The following is a 17443-nucleotide window of genomic DNA, read 5'->3' on the forward strand; positions in this document are numbered from 1 at the left end:
TCTCAGGCGCGGCGCTGGCGCCGCCAGGCGAAATGCAGGCCCACGGCCAGCACGCCGGCGGCGCCCAGCCCCAGCACCCAGCCGGTACCCAGACGCCCGACCGCCAGGCCGGCCAGCCCGACGCCGGCCGACTGGCCGAGGAAGAAGCAGGACGCGAAGGCCGACACCGCCGCGCCGCGCTGCGCCGGCGCCATCTGCGTGGCGTTCAGCTGCAGGGTGTTGTGCAGCATGTAGAAGCCCAGGCCGGCCAGCAGGCAGGCCACGCCGCCCCACCACCACAGCGGGCTCAGGGCCAGGCTGGCCAGCGCCAGGAACAGCAGCACCCCGCCCCAGCGCGCCAGCCCCGCCTCGCCCAGGCGCGGCACGATGCGGGTCGCGCCCAGCGCATAGATGAAGCCGCCCAGGCCGAACAGCATCACCAGCCCGCCCGCCAGCGACAGGCTGAGGCCGAACTGCGCATGCAGATGCGAGGCGATGAAGGCGAAGGGGCCGTAGAGGAACAGCCCCTCCAGGAACACCGTCGCGAGGATCAGCCGCGCCCAGGGCAGGGCCAGGATGCGGCCGAAGTCGCGCGCCATGCGGGTCAGCGCCGAGCCCGGCTCGACGCGGCGCTGGCGGGCCGCGTCCGGCAGCCGGCGCTCGATGTCCAGCAGCAGCAGGCCGATCACCGCGAACAGGCCGGCCAGGCCCCAGAACGGCACCCGCCAGCCCAGGTGGTCGGCCGCGAAGCCGCCGAACCAGACACCCACCGTCAGCCCGAGGATCTGCCCGATCAGGAAGCGCGCCAGCACCGGCTGGCGGCGCTCATAGGCCACGACGTCGCCGATCCAGGCCATCGCCAGCGGGATGATGGCCGCGGCGGTCGCGCCGGCCAGCACCCGCGCCAGGCGCAGCGCCTCGAAGCCGCCGGCCAGCGCGCACAGGGCCGAGCTGGCCGCGCAGGCCAGGGTGGCCCAGGCGATCACACGGTACTTGCCGAGCCGGTCGCCCAGCGGGCCGAACAGCAGCTGCGCCAGGCCGTAGGCGATCGCGAACCAGCTGATCACCTGCGCCGCCCGGCCCAGGTCGATGCCGAACTCGCCGGCCAGGCGCGGCAGCAGCGCATCGTTGACGCGCAGCGCGATGCCACTGCCGAAGGCGGCCAGGGCGAGACAGGCGATCGCGCGGCGCTGCAGGCGCTGCTCGGCGGGGGTCGGAAGGCTCATCCGCCGCGATGCTAGGGCGGATGCGCCGGCCGTGGGCCAGAGGGGCCATGGGGCGCTGTGCGCCCGCGGCGGCACGGAATATCGTTTGCAGAATTCCTTAGAGGACAAGGCGGGGGCGGCTTCCAATAATTGGAAAACGCATAACAAACACAGTCCTTACTCGTGAACTTCCAGCAACTCCGTTCCGTCCGCGAGGCTCAGCGCCGCGACTTCAACCTGACCGAGGTGGCGCATGCGCTGCACACCTCCCAGCCCGGCGTCAGCCGCCAGATCCGCGAGTTGGAGGACGAGCTCGGCATCGAGATCTTCATGCGCGCCGGCAAGCGCCTGACCGGCCTGACCGAGCCGGGCCGCCATGTGCTGCCGATCGTCGAGCGCCTGCTGCACGAGGCCGAGAACCTGAAGCGCGCCGGCGACGATTTCGCCCGCGCCGGCAGCGGCGCGCTGCGCATCGCCGCCACCCACAGCCAGGCGCGCTACGCGCTGCCGCCGGTGGTGCGCGACTTCCGCGCCGCCCATCCCGACGTGACCCTGCACATGCAGCAGGGATCGCCGCAGCAGGTCGCCAAGCTGCTGCTGGACGGCGAGGCCGATGTCGGCGTCGCGACCGAGGCGCTGGCCCAGTACGACGAGCTGGTGGCCCTGCCCTGCTACCGCTGGACCCACAGCGTCGTGGTGCCGCCGGACCACCAGCTGGCGCGCGAAGCCGCGGCCGGGCAAGTCCTGACCCTGGAGCGCCTGGCGCAGTTCCCGATCATCACCTACGAGACCGGCTACACCGGCCGCTCGCATATCGACGAGGCCTTCCGCCGCGCCGGCCTGGAGCTGAACGTGGTGCTGGTGGCGATGGACGCCGACGTGATCAAGACCTATGTGGACCTGGGCCTGGGCGTCGGCATCGTCGCCGCGATCGCCTACGACGAGGAGCGCGACAAGCACCTGGCCGCGATCGACGCGCGCCATCTGTTCGCCGACAACATGACCCGGCTGGCGGTGCGCCGCGACGCCTATCTGCGCGACTACATCTACAGTTTCATCGAGACCTTCGCGCCGCCGCTGACGCGCGCCGTGGTGCAGGAGGCGCGGCTGGCCGGCCAGCTGCTGACTTCCTCGGAATTCGCATGAGCTCGCGCGAAAGCGGTCGTTCCTCGCTGCAAGCCCCCACCCTACATTGAAGACTCACAGGAGAGAGCATCCATGAGCATCACCGCCATCAATGTGCGCAACCAGTTCCGCGGCACCGTCAAGGAGATCATCGAGGGGCCGGTCGTCTCGGAGGTCGACGTGATCACGCCGGCCGGCCTGATCGTCACCTCGGTCATCACCACCCGCTCGGTCAAGGAGCTGGGCCTGGTCCCCGGCAAGGAAGTGATCGCGCTGGTCAAGTCCACCGAGGTCTCGATCGCCACCCTCTGAGAGCCGGAGCCGCGCCATGCCCTACCAAGCCCCGCGCCTCTTGATCGTCCCGGGCCTGCGCGACAGCGGCGCCACCCATTGGCAGACCTGGCTGCAGCAGCAGTACCGCGACGCGCGCCGCGTCGTGCAGCGCGACTTCAGCCGGCCCGACCTGGGACGCTGGTCCGAGCGCATCCAGACCACGCTGGAGACCGCGCCCGAGGGGGAATGGATCGCGGTGGCGCACAGCTTCGGCTGCCTGGCGCTGGCGCGCCACTTGGCCGACCATCCCGAGTCGCCGGTGCGCCAGGCCCTGTTCGTCGCGCCGGCCGAGCCCGACAAGTTCGGCCTGGCCGAGCTGCTGCCGCGCCGGCGCCTGGATGTCCCGAGCACCCTGATCGCCAGCCAGAACGATCCCTGGATGAGCGCCGCCAGCGCCGAGCGCTGGGCGCGCCGGTGGGGCGCGGGTTTCACCAACCTGGGCCATGTCGGCCATATCAACAGCGAGTCCGGCTTCGGCCCCTTCCCGCTCGCCAAGCGCTGGGTCGAATCGGCCCGGGCCCGCGCGGCGCGCCAGCAGCGGCCGGTGCATGCCGGCGTCCTCGAATGGTCGTTCGCGATCTGACTCCATACGAACAAGGAAGAGAGAGAAAGCAATGCCGAGCCTGCGCCTGGGCGATATCGCGCCCGACTTCGAACAGGACTCCACCGAGGGTCGCATCCATTTCCACGCCTGGCTGGGCGACAGCTGGGGCGTGCTGTTCTCGCACCCGGCCGACTTCACGCCGGTCTGCACCACCGAGCTGGGCCGCACCGCCAAGCTGAAGGACGAGTTCGCGCGCCGCCATGTGAAGGCGATCGCGCTGTCGGTCGACCCGCTGGACAAGCACCAGGCCTGGATCGCCGACATCAACGACACCCAGGGCACCGAGGTCAACTTCCCGATCCTGGCCGATGCCGACCGCAAGGTCTCCGAGCTCTACGACCTGATCCACCCGAACGCCAGCGCGACGGCCACGGTGCGCTCGCTGTTCATCATCGACCCGGCCAAGAAGGTGCGGCTGATCATCACCTACCCGGCCAGCACCGGGCGCAATTTCGACGAGATCCTGCGCGTGATCGACTCGCTGCAGCTGACCGAATACCAGGGCGTCGCGACCCCGGCCGACTGGCGCGACGGCGACGACGTCGTGATCCTGCCCTCGATCCAGGACCCGGCCGTGCTGCAGCAGAAATTCCCGCAGGGCTTCGACGCGGTGCGCCCCTGGCTACGCTACACCAGCCTGCCCAAGCGCGTGGCCTGAGCGGCTGCGGCGGCTCTTTTCGGCCGCGCCGGGCCGCCGACCAAGCCCCTGCCGGGGCTGGTCATCGGCGCCGGCGCTACCATGTGGGCCTGAAGATTGCCCTGCCGAGCTGTTCCAGCGTGACCACCACCCCCGTCAACCCCGCCCGCGTCCAACGCATTTCCAGCGCCCGCCTGCCCACCAAACATGGCGAGTTCATCGTCCATGTCTACCAGGCCGCCGACCATCCGGACGAGCATGTGGTGATCGTCAAGGGCGAGGTGGCCGGCAAACCCGAGGTGCTGCTGCGCATGCACTCGGAATGCTTCACCGGCGACATCCTCGGCTCGCTGCGCTGCGACTGCGGCGAGCAGCTGGCGCTGGCGCTGGAGCGCATCGAGGCCGAGGGCGGCATCGTGATCTACCTGCGCGGCCATGAGGGCCGCGGCATCGGCCTGGGCCAGAAGCTGCGCGCCTATGCGCTGCAGGACAAGGGGCTGGACACGGTCGAGGCCAACCTGGCCCTGGGCCTGCCGATCGACAGCCGGCGCTTCGACGCCGCGGCCGACATCCTGCACGACCTGGGCGTGCGGTCGGTGCGCCTGATGAGCAACAACCCCTTCAAGGTCGCCGCGCTGCACGAGCTCGGCATCGAGGTGGTGGCCCGCGAGGGCCATGAGGTCGAGTCCAATGAGGAAAGCGGCCGCTACCTGAAGACCAAGCGCGAGAAGCTGGGCCACCAGCTCCACATGCTTCCCTAGACGGGCCGCCTGCGACGCCCCGCATCCGACCGCCCCGCCCGCTGGCGCGGCGGTTTTTTTACGCCCGCTCGCGGCCGCGCGACCGCGGCCTTTGTTGCCCGATGTTTCGAGGCGTGCGCATGTCGCCAAGCTTTGGGGCGAAGCGCCGGATTTCAAGCCCCGGATTACCCCCGGGATCGCGAATGCTGCATTCGCGGATGGCGCTCTTTTGATCCCGCGCAATGCCCGGACATGTCGCTCATGTCTGGTGTCGAGGGACGCCGGCATGAACCGGGCCACCACCATCCCGTGGCTTTGCAACATAGGAAGAAAGACGAGTTCATGAAGTACAAAACTTTCGCTCTCTCCGCGCTGGCCCTGGCCGCCAGTTCCGCAGCGCTCGCCCAGTCGAGCACCGGCAGCGTGACGCTGTACGGCGTCGCCGACGCCAATGTCCAGGTGCTGGATGGCGCCTCCTCCCTGACCCGCGTGCAGTCCGGCGGCCTGAACGGCTCGCGCTTCGGCCTGCGCGGCACCGAGGACCTGGGCAGCGGCCTGCGCGCCTTCTTCGTGCTGGAATCCGGCATCAATCTCGACAACGGCAGCAACGGCCAGAATTCCTTCTGGGGCCGCCAGGCCTATGTCGGCCTGGCCACGCCCTACGGCAAGGTCTCGCTGGGCCGCCAGTACGGCAGCCTGTACAACCTCTCCAGCGACTTCAGCCAGTTCTCCAACAACAGCTTCGGCGCCAGCACGGCCGTGATCGGCGGCTTCGGCGGCTATGAGCCGGTGCGCGGCGGCGACGGCTCCGCCGCCACCAACGGCGGCCCGACCCGCATCAACAACTCGATCAAGTTCGAGTCGCAGAACTACAGCGGCTTCAGCGCCGGCGCGCTGTGGGGAGCGGGCGAGGTGGCGGGCGACACCAAGGGCAACCGCGTCGCCGACATCTACGGCCGCTACACCCAGGGCGGCTTCGACGCGATGCTGTCCTATGTGGACGACAAGGCCAACACCGTCGGCCTGAAGACCCGCACCGTCTCCGGCGCCGCGTCCTACAGCTTCGGCCCCTACAAGGTCAACGGCGGCGTGATCTCGGTAAACGACCGCTCGATCGCCAACGCCGACGGCGAGGGCTACTGGCTGGGCGGCAGCTACGCCCTGGGTCAGCACACCTTCAAGACCCAGTATGTCGAGAGCAAGAACAAGGGCGGGCTGGTCGACGGCAAGACCCAGGCCTTCGGCGTCGGCTACCAGTACGACCTGTCCAAGCGCACCGCGCTGTACAGCTCGCTGACCCAGTTCAAGAACGACGGCAACGGCTATGTGGCCCGCGCGGCCAGCAGCCTGCCGGCCAACCTGACCAGCGCCTCGGACCGCGACGTGACCGAGTTCGTCGCCGGCATCCGCCACAGCTTCTGAGCCCGCGTCTTTTCTCCTGCCTTTGAGTCCCCCCGGGACGGCGCAGCACTGCCGCCCTGTTCACAGCCCACTTCGGTGGGCTTTTTTGCGACTGTAGGCCCCGTCCTACCCCCGCATCAGCGGGCCCCGGCAGCCGCGCCGGCGCCGCTTGCGCATAATGGGCCGACGCGCGGCGCCCCGCGCGCAACGCCGAGATTGCCATGAGCGCGCTGCGATGTTTTTTGGTCGAGGACAGCCCCACGATTCGGGGCGAACTGATTGCCGCCCTGGAGGAGATGCTGCCGCTGCAGGTGCTGGCCTGGGCCGACAACGAGCAGGCCGCCCTCGAGTGGCTGGCGGTGCCCGACCATGGCTGCGAGCTGATCCTGATCGACCTGTTCCTGAAGAGCGGCTCCGGCATGGGCGTGCTGGCGCAGGCCGGGCGCTTCCAGGGCCAGGCCAAGCGCGTGGTGCTGAGCAACTATGCGACCCCCGATGTGCGCCGGCGCTGCCTGGCGCTGGGGGCGGACCGCGTGTTCGACAAATCCAGCGAGATCGAGGAGCTGGTGGACTACTGCCGCAGCCTCGGCGAGCCGGCGGCGCATTGAGCCGCCTGCCTCGTCTACCCCGCCTACTGGATCAGGCCGTTCTTCAGCGCGTAGTAGGTCAGCTCGCTGTTCGAGGCGAGCTTCATCTTCTCCAGCACCCGGCTGCGGTAGGTGCTGACCGTCTTCACCGACAAGCACATGCTGTCCGCCATCGCGCTGACCGTCTCGCCCTTGGCCAGGCGCAGGAAGACCTGCAGCTCGCGCTCGGACAGCAGCTCGTGCGGCAGCTTGTCGCTGTCACCGGACAGGCCCTCGGCCAGCAGCTCGGCCACCGCCGGCGTGATGTAGCGCCGGCCGCGCGCCACGGTGCGGATCGCGGTCAGGATGTCCTCCGGATCGCATTCCTTGTTCAGGTAGCCGGACGCCCCCTGGCGCAGCAGGGTGGTCGCGTAATGCGCCTCCGGAAAGCCAGACAGGATCAGCACCGGCAGCTCGGGCACGCGCGCCTTGATGGCGGACAGCGCGTCGACGCCGCCATGCTCGGGCATCGAGAGGTCCATCACCAGCACATCGACCTCGCCGCCGCGCAGCAGCTCGAGCGCCTCGCGGCCGTTGGCCGCCTCGCCGGTCACGCGCAGGTCCACCTGCTCCGAGAGGTACTGGCGCAGGCCGGCCCGCACAATGGCATGGTCATCGACGATGGCGACACGGATCATGAGAACTTGCACTCATCAGTCAAGGTCAGGGGAGTTTAGGCCATGAAGACCGACCACTGGATGGAGAAGCTGCAACACAGCGCTTACGTCTTCCCGGCCGCGGTGCTGGCCGCCGCCGCGATGCTGACCATCAGCGAGAGCAGCTACGAGCGCTCGCGCGACACCCTGTCCGAGCTGACCCAGATGGGCCGCGCGCGGCTGCTGATCTACAGCGTCAAGCAGCGCGCCGTCGATGCCGAATCGGCGCAGCGCGGCTTTCTGCTGACGCGCCGGCGCGAGTACCTCGCGCCCTACGAGGAGGCCAGCGAGGACCTGAACCGCTCGCTGAAGTCGCTGCGCCAGTATTACGAGGCCCAGCAGGACCGCCAGGCGCAGGGCCTGCACCAGCAGCTGGAGACCGCGGTCGGCGCCAAGATGGGCGAGCTGGCCGAGGTGATCAAGCGCCAGGACCTGGGCCGTGCCGACAGCGCGCTGGAACTGATCCAGGCCGGCATCGGCCGCGACCAGATGGACCTGATCCGCCAGCGCGCCGAGCAGCTGCTGCATATCGAGAACCAGCGCGTCGCCGGCGGCCTGCGCAATGTGATCGACGCGCTGCTGCTGAACCGCATCGGCGTCGCCACCCTGACCGCGCTGAGCCTGCTGGCGCTGACCCTGTATGTGCGCCAGGGCCGCACCCTGGCCGAGCAGCGCCGCCAGCAGGCCCAGGCGATCAAGGTCGAGCGCGACCAGCTGGAGGTCGAGGTGCAGCGCCGCACCGAGGAGCTGACCCAGCTGGCCGAGCATCTGCAGACCGCCCGCGAGGACGAGCGCCAGCGCCTGGCGCGCGAGCTGCACGACGAGCTCGGCGCGCTGCTGACCGCGGCCAAGCTGGACGCCGCGCGCATCAAGCCCAAGCTGGCCGGCCTCGGCCCCGAGGCGCTGGAGCGCCTGACCCATCTGACCGAAACCCTGAACAGCGGCATCGCGCTGAAGCGCCGCATCATCGAGGACCTGCGCCCCTCCTCGCTGTCCAACCTGGGCCTGCTGCCGGCGCTGGAGATCCTGGCGCGCGAGTTCGGCGAGCGGCTGGACAAGCCGGTGCATTGCGAGCTGGAGCCGCTGCTGCTGACGCCGCGCGCCGAGCTGACCGTCTACCGCCTGGTCCAGGAGGGTTTCACCAACATCGCCAAGTACGCGCAGGCCAGCGAGGTGCATGTCAGCCTGAAGGCGGTGGGCCAGCGCGCCCGCATCGAGGTGCGCGACAACGGCCGCGGCTTCGACCCGCGCACCCAGCCGCCCTCCACCCATGGCCTGCTGGGCATGCGCTACCGCGTCGCCTCCGAGGGCGGCAGCTTCTCGGTCGACACCGCGCCCGGCCGCGGCACCCGCCTGACCGCCCTGCTGCCGCTGCGCGGCCCGGCCGCCCCGCTGTAGGCCCAGGCCTACGCGGCCAAGCGGGCGCGCCCCACAGCGCCGCGCGTCGCGCGCTCATGGGCCGAACCGGGCGGCGCTCTTAGAGTGAACTCATGGTGGCCAGGCCGCCAGCAACCCCAAGGAGTTCGCCATGCTGCATTACGCCGTCGTCTTTTTCATCATCGCGCTGGTGGCCGCCATCTTCGGTTTCGGCGGCATCGCCGCCGGTGCCGCGGGCATCGCCAAGGTGCTGTTCTTCATCTTCGTGCTGATGGCCCTCGTCAGCTTCATCGCCAGCCTGCTGCGCAAGGGCTGACCCCCACCCACCTGGAGAAGACCATGAAAAACGCCATCGAGACCCAGACCCCCGCGATCGACAGCAAGGTGCATGCGCTGACCCAGCGTGCGCTAGACGCGGTGCATCAGCAGACCGACGGCCTGGTGCAGGGCGCCGAGCGCGCGCGCCGGCGCGGCATCGCCTATGTCGAGCAGCAGCCGGTCAAGTCGGTGCTGGTCGCCGCCGCGGCCGGCGCCGCGCTCAGCGCGGTGCTCGGCCTGCTGATGCGCTCGCGCATCAACCATTGAGCCGACGCGGCCAATGCATCGGACCTAGAGTCGGGACATAAAGGCAACACCGGTCCCCACGCCAGGTCCTTCACCCGCCCGGGAGCAGATCATGAAGAACCTCCGCCACCTCGGCTTTCTCATCGTCTATCCGCTCGTCTGCGCGCTCAGCCTGGCCTTGCTGCCGCTGCAGCCGCAGTCCGAACCGGTCCTGCTCTCGGGCGACCTCAGCGATCTGGAGCTGCCGCCGGCCAAGGGCTGAACGCGGCGCTCCCGTGCGGGAGCCTGTCATGAACGCCATCCTGGACGATCTGCGCCAGCCGACCTGCACCGAGGCGCTCAGCCCGGCCATGCAGCGTTATCTGTTCGAACGCGTCGCCGCGGTGGCGCAGCGCGCCCTCGACGCGGCCTGCCCGATGCATCTGTATCAATGCCTGGGCGACCCCGGCAGCGCCCGCACCCTGGCGCAGGACCTGCACGCCTTCGCGGCGCAGAACCAGGCCGGCTCCTTCATCGCGGTGTTCGAATGCCCGTCCCCCTGCAACGAGGGCGACGGGCAGAGCTTCGCTGCCACCCTGGACCACCACCTCGGCCTGATGCGCCAGGCCGATGCCGGGATCGGCCCGCTGCAGCGGCGCGACAAGGGCCTGGACGGCGACGATTTCCGGCTGAGCATCCTCGGCCGCGAGTTCAGCTTGATCGCGCTGCATGCCGAGGCCGGCCGCCTGTCGCGCGTGCTGCCCTGCCCGGTGCTGCTGGTGCAGCCCACGCACTGATTAAAAACTGCTGTGGTAGTAGAGCGCCAGGCCGCCGCCGCGCGGCCTGAGGGTCAGCCGGCTGCGGCTGTCCAGCTCCAGACGCAGGCCGCTGCGCAGCTGCGCGGCCGGGTTGCTGCTCGGCCGCAGTTCCAGCGCCAGGCGCAGGCCCTGCGGGCGCGGCATCGCGTCCAGCGCCGCATCCGATTCCAGCGGCGTGCTCAGCTCCAGACGGGCCTGCGGGTGCAGGGTCATCGCCACGCCCATGTGCAGGCTGGGCGGGTTGGTCGCCCAGGGCTGCTGCGGCAGACCCTCGGGATCGGGACGCCAGGTCTGCAGGCGCGCCTGCAGGCCCAGCGACAGACGGCCGCGATGCGCCCACAGGCCCTGTTCCAGATTCAGCAGCGCCGGCTGCTGTGGCTCGGCGCTGAGACGCCCCTGCAGGCTCAGCGGCGCGGGCTGCTGCGGCATCAGCGCCGCTGCGGACTGGGCAATCGTCTGGGCCGCGGCCAGGGCCGGCAAGAGCAGGCCCAGCAGGGTCGACGCGGTGCGCAGCCCTGCCATGACGACCTCAGCTGAGGCTGGCCCGCACGCATGGGCGCGGGGTCGGTGGGTGGGCGGCGAAGCATGCGGTCGACATGATGATGATGGCGTGCATGAAGAGGGCCGGTGGATGTCTGAAGCTTAGGACGGTCCGATCGCGCCGCCAAGCGGGCAAGGACGCACAAGCGTGTCGGAATGCACCGACGAGCCCCCTCAAGCCCGGGGGAGCAGCGCCCGGCAGGCCTGCTGCATCTCGGCCGCGCCGTCGCCGGCATCGATCAGCGGCAGCACCGCGGCCAGCGGGTTCAGCGCCGCCAGCAGCGCGGCCGGCACCAGGCGGCGCGCCAGCGGCCCCCGCTCCAGCGACAGCTGCGGCGCGCTCAGCGGCCCCTCGACGCGCAGCGGGCTGCGCAGCGCCAGCGGGCTGAAGTCCTTCGGCGCCACCTGCAGGCGCAGCGCCAGCTTTTCATCGGCCAGCGACAGGCTGCCATCGGCCCAGAGGGTCGAGTCGCGCGTGTCCAGCACCAGCACCTGCGGCGTCACCCGCCCGCCGCGGATGCGCAGATCGGCCACCGCGCATTGCAGCGGCAGCGCATCGTCGCCGCGCAGCCAGACGCCCAGGGTCTGCGCCAGGTCGATGCCGGCGGCCTCGACCGCCAGGTGCGAGATCCGGCCCTGCGGCAGATAGGCCAGCGCCCGTCCCTGCGCGCTGGCCAGCAGCTCGGCGGTGGAACGCCCCTGGCCGCTCAGCTGCAGCCGCCCGGCCAGCTGGCCGCTGACATAGGGCGGCTGGCCGCGCCCGCGCTCCTGGCGCAGCCAGCGCTCCAGGCTCAGGCCGTCCCAGTCCAGCTCGGTGCTCCACAGCGCGCGGCGCTCGTCGCGCCCGTCCAGCGTGATGCGCCCGCCCAGCCGGCCGCGCGCGGTGCGCAGATCCAGCCCCGACAGGGTCAGCACGCCACTCTGCAGCTGCAGCCGGCCGCGCGCCGGCGCGATCGGTTCGGCAAAGGCCGCGCCCAGGTCGATGCGCTGCAGCGCCAGCTGCACATCGGCATCCATCGCCTTCAGCGAGGGCAGGTCGAAGCGCCGTTCCGGCAACACCCGGCCGCCCGGCGGTTTGGCCGGCGCACCGGTCGGCACGCCGACGGTCGGCCCCAGATCGGCGAACCACAGCGAGGCGCCACCGAGCCGGCCGCTCAGCAGCGGCCGCGCGCCGGCGGTGTCGTAGACGAAGCTGCCCTCCAGCCTGCTGCGCCCCAGCGCGGCGCGCTCCACCTCGGCCGACCAGCGCATGCCCTCATGGCCCAGGCGCCCCTCGGCGCGGAAGGGCGCAGTGCTGGGCAGGGTCACGCCCAGCGGGTCGCCGATCGCCGCCAGCGAAGGGCCGTCGAGCCGGTAGCGCCCCTGCAGGCCCTGCAGCCCGACCAGCTCACGCAGCTGGCCCTCGAAGTCCAGCGCCATGCGGCCGGCGCGCAGGCTCAAGGTCAGCGGCACGGCGGCCGTGCCGCTGGCGATCCAGGGCAAGGCCGTCGGGCTGTTCAGGCTCGCCTGCAAGGGCTTGTCGCGGTAGCGGCCCTCGGCCTTGGCCCGCAGGCCCTGCGCGTCGATGGCGAGCTCAATGCGGGCGTCGACCTGCAGCGGCCGGTCGCGCAGCCGGACCTGGCCGCGGTCCAGCTCCAGGCGTTCGAACTGCAGCAGCGGCCGCTGCCCGGGATCCGTGGGGGGCGCCGCGGGATCGAGTTGCCAGCTGGCGCGGCCCTCGGCATCGCGCCACAGCTCGGCGCGCAGTTCGCGCGCGCGCAAGAGGGCCAGGCGCAGGGTGCCGCGGCCCCGCCAGTCCCACAGGTCGGTGTAGCGCAGCGTCAGCTCGACGCCCTCGGCCTCCAGGGTCGGCGGGTCGGGTTGCCAGGCCGGGCCGGCGATCTGCAGCAGGCCGGCCTGCAGGCGCACCGCACCCCACAGGCCGATGCGCAGCGCGGCGGCGTCAGCCGCGTTGATCGAACCTGGCCGCAGCAGCACCTCGCGCCCGAGCCGCTCCGACAGCTGCTGGGCCAGCGGCCGCGCCAGCCAGGGCCAGCCGCGCCATTCGCCGTACGCAAAGCCGGCGCCCAGCAGCAGGGCGCCGAGCAGCAGGACGGAGGCCAGGCGTGCCGGCTTCATCGCGGCTCCCGCTTGTCGCCGCCGCGCGCCCGGGCCTCATCGGCGCGGCTCCGCCCCCATCTCGTCGGCAGATCCGGGCGTCGCCAGAAAGGGGAAGGCGCCCTCATAGCCGAGCGCGGGCTCGACCGGTGCCGCCTCGGCGGCGGCGTTCAGGGCCCAGGGCAGCTGCAGCGCGGCCGGCGGCCAGGACTGCAGGGAGTTCCAATGCGGGTTGGCGACGAAGCTGCTGTGCATGGCGTGGGCTCCTTGATCAGGGGTTCGCGCGATCGGGCGGCTCTCAGCGGCGCTTCTTGCCGAGCTCGTTGCCGATCACGCCGCCGGCGACCGCGCCGCCGACCGTGCCGACCGTGCTGCCGCCGGTGGCGGCCGCGCCGACCACGCCGCCGACGGCGGTGCCGACCACGGTGCTGACCTCGCGATGGCTCATGCTGGCGCAGGCGCCCAGGCTCAGGGTCAGCGCAATCGCGCTCAGGCTCAGGGGAAGGCGGATGTACTTGTTCATGGGGTGCTCCTTCAACAGGGATGATTCAAGTGTGGGCGCCGCGGCGGGAGCGCGGAATCGGCCAAGCGCGCGGTCCCCTGTCGGACTGCGCCGACAAGCGCGCTTCAGTGCAGCGGCCCCGGCCCGGGTGCGGCGAACAGCAGCGCCGGATCACGGTCCGCCGCATCCAGCAGCTGGCGCTGGCGCCCCAGCAGCTGCTGGCCCAGGCCGCGCAGGTCCAGGCCCATATCGTCCAGGCGCGGGAACAGCCGGGTCTGCTCATGCTCGAACAGCCGGTCCAGGCGCTCCGACAGCTCGGCCAGGCGGGTCCCGCCCAGCGGCTCGGCACCGGGGTCCGGGCACAGCGCGGCCAGCAGCTGCCGGACGTCGCGCTGCTCGGCCTCCAGGCTGTCGACCAGGCGGTCGTCGGCGAGCAGTTCGCGCGCCGCCGGGTAGAGGATCTCCTCCTGCAGATGCAGATGCACCGCGATCGCGGTGCAGAAGCTGCGCGTCAGCGTCTGCGCGTCGCGGGCGCTGAGCCCGCGCCGGGCGCCGCGGTAGCGCAGCAGCAGGTCGTGGATCAGGGCCTGCTGGCGCACCAGCAGGCGCAGCACATTGACCGGGGGATAGGCGGCGCCATCGTCCATGCCGAACTCCTCGGGCCGCGGCCGGCGCGGCCCCTTCGCTCCAGTCTGGACGGCGCGCCGGGGTCCGTCTGCCAGCCGGCCCCGCGGCGCGGCGTAGGCCCAGGCCGACAGGCATGACAAACGCGGCCACAGCGCCAACAATGCCGCACCGGATCCCCACCGGAAGGAGCGCACGATGTTCGGATTGACCCCTCTCGGCACCCTGCACACCGCCATCAGCCTGGTGGCCCTGGCGGCCGGCCTGAGCGCCCTGCTGCGCGACGGCCAGATCGTCGCCGGCACGCGCAGCGGCCGGATCTACGCGATCGCCACGCTGCTGACCTGCCTGACCGGCTTCGGCATCTTCAACCATGGCGGCTTCGGCAAGCCGCATGTGCTGGGCATCGTCACCCTGGTGGTGCTGGCCCTGGCCTGGGCCGCCGGGCGGCGCGGCCTGTTCGGCGCGGCCGCGGCCTATGTCGAGGTGGTTGCCTTCTCGGCGACCTTCTTCTTCCACCTGATCCCCGGCGTCACCGAGACGACGATACGCCTGCCGGTCGGCAAGCCGCTGTTCAGCGGCCCGGACGATCCGGGCCTGCAGCCGATCGCCGCCGGGCTGTTCCTGCTGTTCCTGATCGGCGCGACCTGGCAGGTGCTGCGCCTGCGCCGCGCACGCCGCGGCGCGCCCCAGCCCGCCTGAGGACCGACTCGGGCCGGCGCGGCCCGGCGCGTTGTTATGCTGGAGCCCCGCCCCTGTCCACGCCGCCGATGCTCCTGCCGCGCTTGCCCGCCCATGTCCTGAATGGCATCACCGTCGCACTGGGCATCGGTCTGCTGCAGCTGCTGTTCACCGGCCTGGCGGGCGCGCCGGCCGCGCAGCTGGCGGTCAGCGGCGCGATCTTCGCCAGCCTGGCCGACCTGCCGACCACGGCCTCGCGCAGCTGGGGCCGGGTGCTGGCCGCCGGGTTGCTGGGCACCCTGGCGGCGCTGGTGATCGCGGCGCTGCGGCCCTGGCCGGCGGCGGTCGGCCTGGCGATCGCGCTGCTGAGCTTCGGTTCGATGCTGTGCCTGGCCTGGGGCCCGCGCGCCGGGCCGATGTCCTTCGCGGCCCTGCTGTCGATCGTGTTCACGATGGCGCATCCGCCCGCGCCCGATCCGCTGGCCGCGGCGCTGCACCTGGCCGGCTGGCATCTGGCCGGCGCGCTGGCCTATCTGGCCTGGTCGCAGGGCGTGCTGGCCCTGCTGCAGCGCCATTACCGCAGCCTGGCGCTGGCCGCCGCGCTGCGCGCGACCGCGCGGCTGCTGGGTTCGCGCGCGGCGCTGCTGGACCAGGCGCCCTCGCCCGCCGAGGCCCAGGAGCTGCCGACCTGGCTGCGCGACGAGGCCCAGCTGGCCGAGCGCCTGCAGGCCGCGCGCGACCTGCTGTTCGCCGCGCCGGACACGCCGCGCGCGCGCCGCGAGACCGCGATGCTGCTGCGCGCGATCGACCTTCGCGACATCCTGCTGGCCAGCCGCTTGGACCTGGAGCTGCTGGGCGGCGACGCGCTGGCGCGCCGGGTGCGCGCGGCGGTGGCGGCGCGCCTGCTGGCGATGGCGGCCGAGCTGGAGCGCGCCGCCGACCGGCTGCAGGGCGCCGGCCTCCGCGCCGCGCCGCCCCCCTCCTTTGCAGACGTGCAGCTGGCGGCGCTGCGGGCCGAGCCCGACGATCCGCGCGCGCGGCTGCTGCCGGCCCTGATCGACCGGCTGCGCCATCTGGACGAGGACGTGGGCCAGATCCGCAGCCTGCTGGACGGCGCCGATGCCGCGCTGCCGCTGACGCCGCAGGAGCTGCGCCTGTTCGTCGCGCCGGAAGGCTGGCCGCTGGCCGCGCTGCGCGGCCATCTGAGCCTGGCCTCGCCGGTGCTGCGCCATGCGCTGCGCTTCGGCCTGGCGCTGGGCACCGCCTACGCGATCGCGCTGGCCCTGCCCTGGGCCTCGCATCCGCAATGGCTGGTGCTGAGCGTCGCGGTGGTGCTGCGCGGCAACCTCGAGCAGACCCTGGCGCGGCGCAACGAGCGCGTCGGCGGCACCCTGCTGGGCTGCCTGCTGGTGCTGGGCCTGGCCCAGCTGCCCGGCGAGTCCTGGCTGAGCCTGGTGTTCCTGGTGGCCGTCGGCATCGCGCATGGCTTCGTGGTCGAGCGCTATCTGCTGACCGCGATCGCGGCCACCGTGATGGCCCTGCTGCAGCAGCATCTGGTGCATCCGGCCGCCGGCTTCCCGGTCGCCGAGCGCCTGGCCGACACCCTGCTCGGCGCGCTGCTGGCCTGGGCCTTCAGCTATGTGTTGCCCTCCTGGGAGCGGCGCCTGCTGCCGGCCGCGATCGCCCGCGCGCGCCAGGCCCTGCGCGCCTATGCGCACCAGGCCCTGGCCAGCGAGGGCGCGGCGCCGCAGCGGCTGGCGCGCCGCCAGGCCTACGACGCGCTCGGCGCGCTGGGTGCGGCGCTGCAGCGCGGCGCGGCCGAGCCGGCGCGGGTGCGCCTGCCGCTGCGCGAGATCGCGGCCCTGCTGGACCATGGCCAGCGCCTGATGGCCCATCTGTCGATGGTGCGGCTGATGCTGGCGCGGCGCGGCGCCGAGCTGCAGGACCCAGCGGTGCATCGGGCCCTGCGGGCGGCCGATGCCGAGCTGCAGACCGCGCTGAAGGGCGAGGAGGCCATGGAGCCGCCACCGCCCGCCGAGGCGCCGGCCCTGCTGCCGGAGCGGCCGCCGGCCCAGGACCTGAAACCCTGGCTGCTGCGCCGCCTGCGCGTCAGCGTGCACGATGGCCACCAGGTCGCGCGCGCCGCCGGCCAGGCCACGCGTGCGCTGGCCGCCCTGCAGGCGCAGCGCTGAGTCGCTTAACCGATTCGGCGCCACTCTGCCAAAACCCCATGCGGCGCTCGGGCGTCGGCCGACTTCGATAATTCGCGGTTTTGCGCCAGCCGTCCCCGATGCCCGCCCCGCAGTCCCTCCGAAGTACCCCGCCCCTGGCGCCGTTCTGGCCGGCCCTGCTGCCACCGCTGCTGGCGGTGCTGAGCGCCCTGCTGCTGTGGCTGAACCTGCCGCCGACGCGGGTGATGGAGGTGATGGTCGAGGGCGGGCCGATCGAGCGCCTGACCGAATGGGGCTATATCGCCGTGGCCGGCGCGATCTGGCTGCGCCCGCCGCCGGCCGGCGAGCGGCGCGGCTGGCTGGCCGTCACGGTGCTGCTGCTGGCCGCGGCCGCGCGCGAGATGGACTGGCACAAGCATTGGACCGGCACCAGCGTGCTGAAGGTCAGCTACTACCTGCATCCGGGCCCGCTGCTGCCCAAGCTGGTCGCGCTGGGCGTGCTGGCGGCGATCCTGGCCGCGGCCTGGCATTGGCTGCGGCGCCCGCGCGGCGAATGGTTGCATCCGGTGACGATCTGTTTCTTCGTCACGATGGTCATCTCCAAGATCCTCGACCGCGCGATCAATCTGCTGGCCGAGGACTACGACGTGCGTGTCGGCCCCAGCATCCATGCGCTGGTCTCGGCGCTGGAGGAATCGATCGAGCTGTCGCTGCCGCTGATCGCCGCCTACGGGCTGTGGCGCTTCGGCCTGCGCTGGCGGCGGGCGCGCCGCGCGGCTTGAAA

Annotated in this window: 22 protein-coding genes; 15 read left to right on the forward strand and 7 right to left on the reverse strand. The window is 71.9% G+C overall.

Annotation, left to right across the window (positions count from 1 at the left end; genetic code table 11):
* Positions 1 to 2 precede the first annotated feature (2 nt).
* Positions 3 to 1205, reverse strand: a complete 1203-nt coding sequence (locus tag G8A07_RS22280) for an MFS transporter (protein ID WP_195794137.1) — start codon at positions 1203 to 1205, stop codon at positions 3 to 5.
* Positions 1206 to 1367: 162 nt separating this feature from the next.
* Between G8A07_RS22280 and G8A07_RS22285 the strand changes: the two genes are divergently transcribed.
* The 7 genes from G8A07_RS22285 (at position 1368) to G8A07_RS22315 (ending at position 6632) form a co-directional block, all read left to right on the forward strand.
* Positions 1368 to 2330, forward strand: coding sequence for a CysB family HTH-type transcriptional regulator (locus G8A07_RS22285; RefSeq protein ID WP_195794138.1), 963 nt, complete (start codon positions 1368 to 1370; stop codon positions 2328 to 2330).
* 72 nt (positions 2331 to 2402) lie between these two features.
* Positions 2403 to 2621 carry a molybdopterin-binding protein gene (locus G8A07_RS22290; RefSeq protein WP_195794139.1) on the forward strand — a complete coding sequence of 73 codons (219 nt, stop codon included), beginning with the start codon at positions 2403 to 2405 and terminating at the stop codon, positions 2619 to 2621.
* 16 nt (positions 2622 to 2637) lie between these two features.
* Complete coding sequence (locus G8A07_RS22295; protein ID WP_195794140.1) at positions 2638 to 3225, forward strand: alpha/beta hydrolase; 588 nt, start codon at positions 2638 to 2640, stop codon at positions 3223 to 3225.
* Positions 3226 to 3256: 31 nt separating this feature from the next.
* Positions 3257 to 3904 (forward strand): peroxiredoxin, encoded by a 648-nt coding sequence (locus G8A07_RS22300; RefSeq protein WP_195794141.1) that lies wholly within the window; start codon positions 3257 to 3259, stop codon positions 3902 to 3904.
* Between the two features lie 119 nt (positions 3905 to 4023).
* Positions 4024 to 4644, forward strand: coding sequence for a GTP cyclohydrolase II (gene ribA / locus G8A07_RS22305; RefSeq protein WP_195794142.1), 621 nt, complete (start codon positions 4024 to 4026; stop codon positions 4642 to 4644).
* Positions 4645 to 4965: 321 nt separating this feature from the next.
* Positions 4966 to 6045: a porin gene (locus G8A07_RS22310; RefSeq protein ID WP_195794143.1), complete on the forward strand. Its 1080-nt coding sequence runs from the start codon at positions 4966 to 4968 to the stop codon at positions 6043 to 6045.
* 200 nt (positions 6046 to 6245) lie between these two features.
* A complete protein-coding gene (locus G8A07_RS22315) occupies positions 6246 to 6632 on the forward strand; it encodes a response regulator (protein ID WP_195794144.1) in 387 nt (128 codons plus the stop codon).
* Positions 6633 to 6655: 23 nt separating this feature from the next.
* Here the strand turns inward: G8A07_RS22315 and G8A07_RS22320 are convergent, their stop codons facing one another.
* Positions 6656 to 7288, reverse strand: a complete 633-nt coding sequence (locus G8A07_RS22320) for a response regulator transcription factor (RefSeq protein ID WP_195794145.1) — start codon at positions 7286 to 7288, stop codon at positions 6656 to 6658.
* Positions 7289 to 7330: 42 nt separating this feature from the next.
* Here G8A07_RS22320 and G8A07_RS22325 point away from each other — a divergent pair, with 42 nt between their 5' ends.
* The 5 genes from G8A07_RS22325 (at position 7331) to G8A07_RS22345 (ending at position 10023) form a co-directional block, all read left to right on the forward strand.
* Positions 7331 to 8704, forward strand: coding sequence for a CHASE3 domain-containing protein (locus G8A07_RS22325; protein ID WP_249937097.1), 1374 nt, complete (start codon positions 7331 to 7333; stop codon positions 8702 to 8704).
* 130 nt (positions 8705 to 8834) lie between these two features.
* Positions 8835 to 8999, forward strand: a complete 165-nt coding sequence (locus G8A07_RS22330; protein ID WP_195794146.1) for a DUF1328 family protein — start codon at positions 8835 to 8837, stop codon at positions 8997 to 8999.
* A gap of 23 nt (positions 9000 to 9022) precedes the next feature.
* Positions 9023 to 9268, forward strand: coding sequence for a hypothetical protein (locus tag G8A07_RS22335; RefSeq protein WP_195794147.1), 246 nt, complete (start codon positions 9023 to 9025; stop codon positions 9266 to 9268).
* 91 nt (positions 9269 to 9359) lie between these two features.
* Entirely contained in the window at positions 9360 to 9509 is a 150-nt protein-coding gene (locus G8A07_RS22340) for a hypothetical protein (RefSeq protein ID WP_195794148.1), read from the forward strand.
* A 28-nt stretch (positions 9510 to 9537) separates the two neighbouring features.
* Positions 9538 to 10023 carry a YqcI/YcgG family protein gene (locus G8A07_RS22345; protein ID WP_195794149.1) on the forward strand — a complete coding sequence of 162 codons (486 nt, stop codon included), beginning with the start codon at positions 9538 to 9540 and terminating at the stop codon, positions 10021 to 10023.
* On the opposite strand, the gene G8A07_RS22350 is transcribed toward G8A07_RS22345, so the two are convergent.
* The 5 genes from G8A07_RS22350 to G8A07_RS22370 form a co-directional block, all read right to left on the reverse strand.
* Positions 10024 to 10566, reverse strand: coding sequence for a hypothetical protein (locus G8A07_RS22350; protein WP_195794150.1), 543 nt, complete (start codon positions 10564 to 10566; stop codon positions 10024 to 10026). It lies immediately after the preceding gene.
* 192 nt (positions 10567 to 10758) lie between these two features.
* Positions 10759 to 12702 carry an AsmA family protein gene (locus tag G8A07_RS22355; RefSeq protein WP_195794151.1) on the reverse strand — a complete coding sequence of 648 codons (1944 nt, stop codon included), beginning with the start codon at positions 12700 to 12702 and terminating at the stop codon, positions 10759 to 10761.
* Positions 12703 to 12738: 36 nt separating this feature from the next.
* Positions 12739 to 12936: a hypothetical protein gene (locus G8A07_RS22360; protein WP_195794152.1), complete on the reverse strand. Its 198-nt coding sequence runs from the start codon at positions 12934 to 12936 to the stop codon at positions 12739 to 12741.
* Positions 12937 to 12979: 43 nt separating this feature from the next.
* The gene (locus G8A07_RS22365) at positions 12980 to 13204 is read right to left on the reverse strand and encodes a glycine zipper 2TM domain-containing protein (protein WP_195794153.1); all 225 of its coding nucleotides are present in this window, start codon (positions 13202 to 13204) and stop codon (positions 12980 to 12982) included.
* A gap of 104 nt (positions 13205 to 13308) precedes the next feature.
* Positions 13309 to 13830 carry a hemerythrin domain-containing protein gene (locus tag G8A07_RS22370; RefSeq protein ID WP_195794154.1) on the reverse strand — a complete coding sequence of 174 codons (522 nt, stop codon included), beginning with the start codon at positions 13828 to 13830 and terminating at the stop codon, positions 13309 to 13311.
* A gap of 175 nt (positions 13831 to 14005) precedes the next feature.
* Between G8A07_RS22370 and G8A07_RS22375 the strand changes: the two genes are divergently transcribed.
* The 3 genes from G8A07_RS22375 to G8A07_RS22385 all read left to right on the forward strand — a co-directional run bounded on the left by G8A07_RS22375 (position 14006) and on the right by G8A07_RS22385 (position 17441).
* Positions 14006 to 14509 carry a hypothetical protein gene (locus G8A07_RS22375; RefSeq protein WP_195794155.1) on the forward strand — a complete coding sequence of 168 codons (504 nt, stop codon included), beginning with the start codon at positions 14006 to 14008 and terminating at the stop codon, positions 14507 to 14509.
* A 68-nt stretch (positions 14510 to 14577) separates the two neighbouring features.
* The gene (locus G8A07_RS22380) at positions 14578 to 16680 is read left to right on the forward strand and encodes an FUSC family membrane protein (RefSeq protein ID WP_195794156.1); all 2103 of its coding nucleotides are present in this window, start codon (positions 14578 to 14580) and stop codon (positions 16678 to 16680) included.
* Positions 16681 to 16778: 98 nt separating this feature from the next.
* Entirely contained in the window at positions 16779 to 17441 is a 663-nt protein-coding gene (locus tag G8A07_RS22385) for a hypothetical protein (RefSeq protein ID WP_195794157.1), read from the forward strand.
* Positions 17442 to 17443: the final 2 nt, after the last annotated feature.

Source organism: Roseateles sp. DAIF2 (assembly GCF_015624425.1).
In the GTDB taxonomy this organism is placed as follows: Bacteria; Pseudomonadota; Gammaproteobacteria; order Burkholderiales; family Burkholderiaceae_C; genus Kinneretia.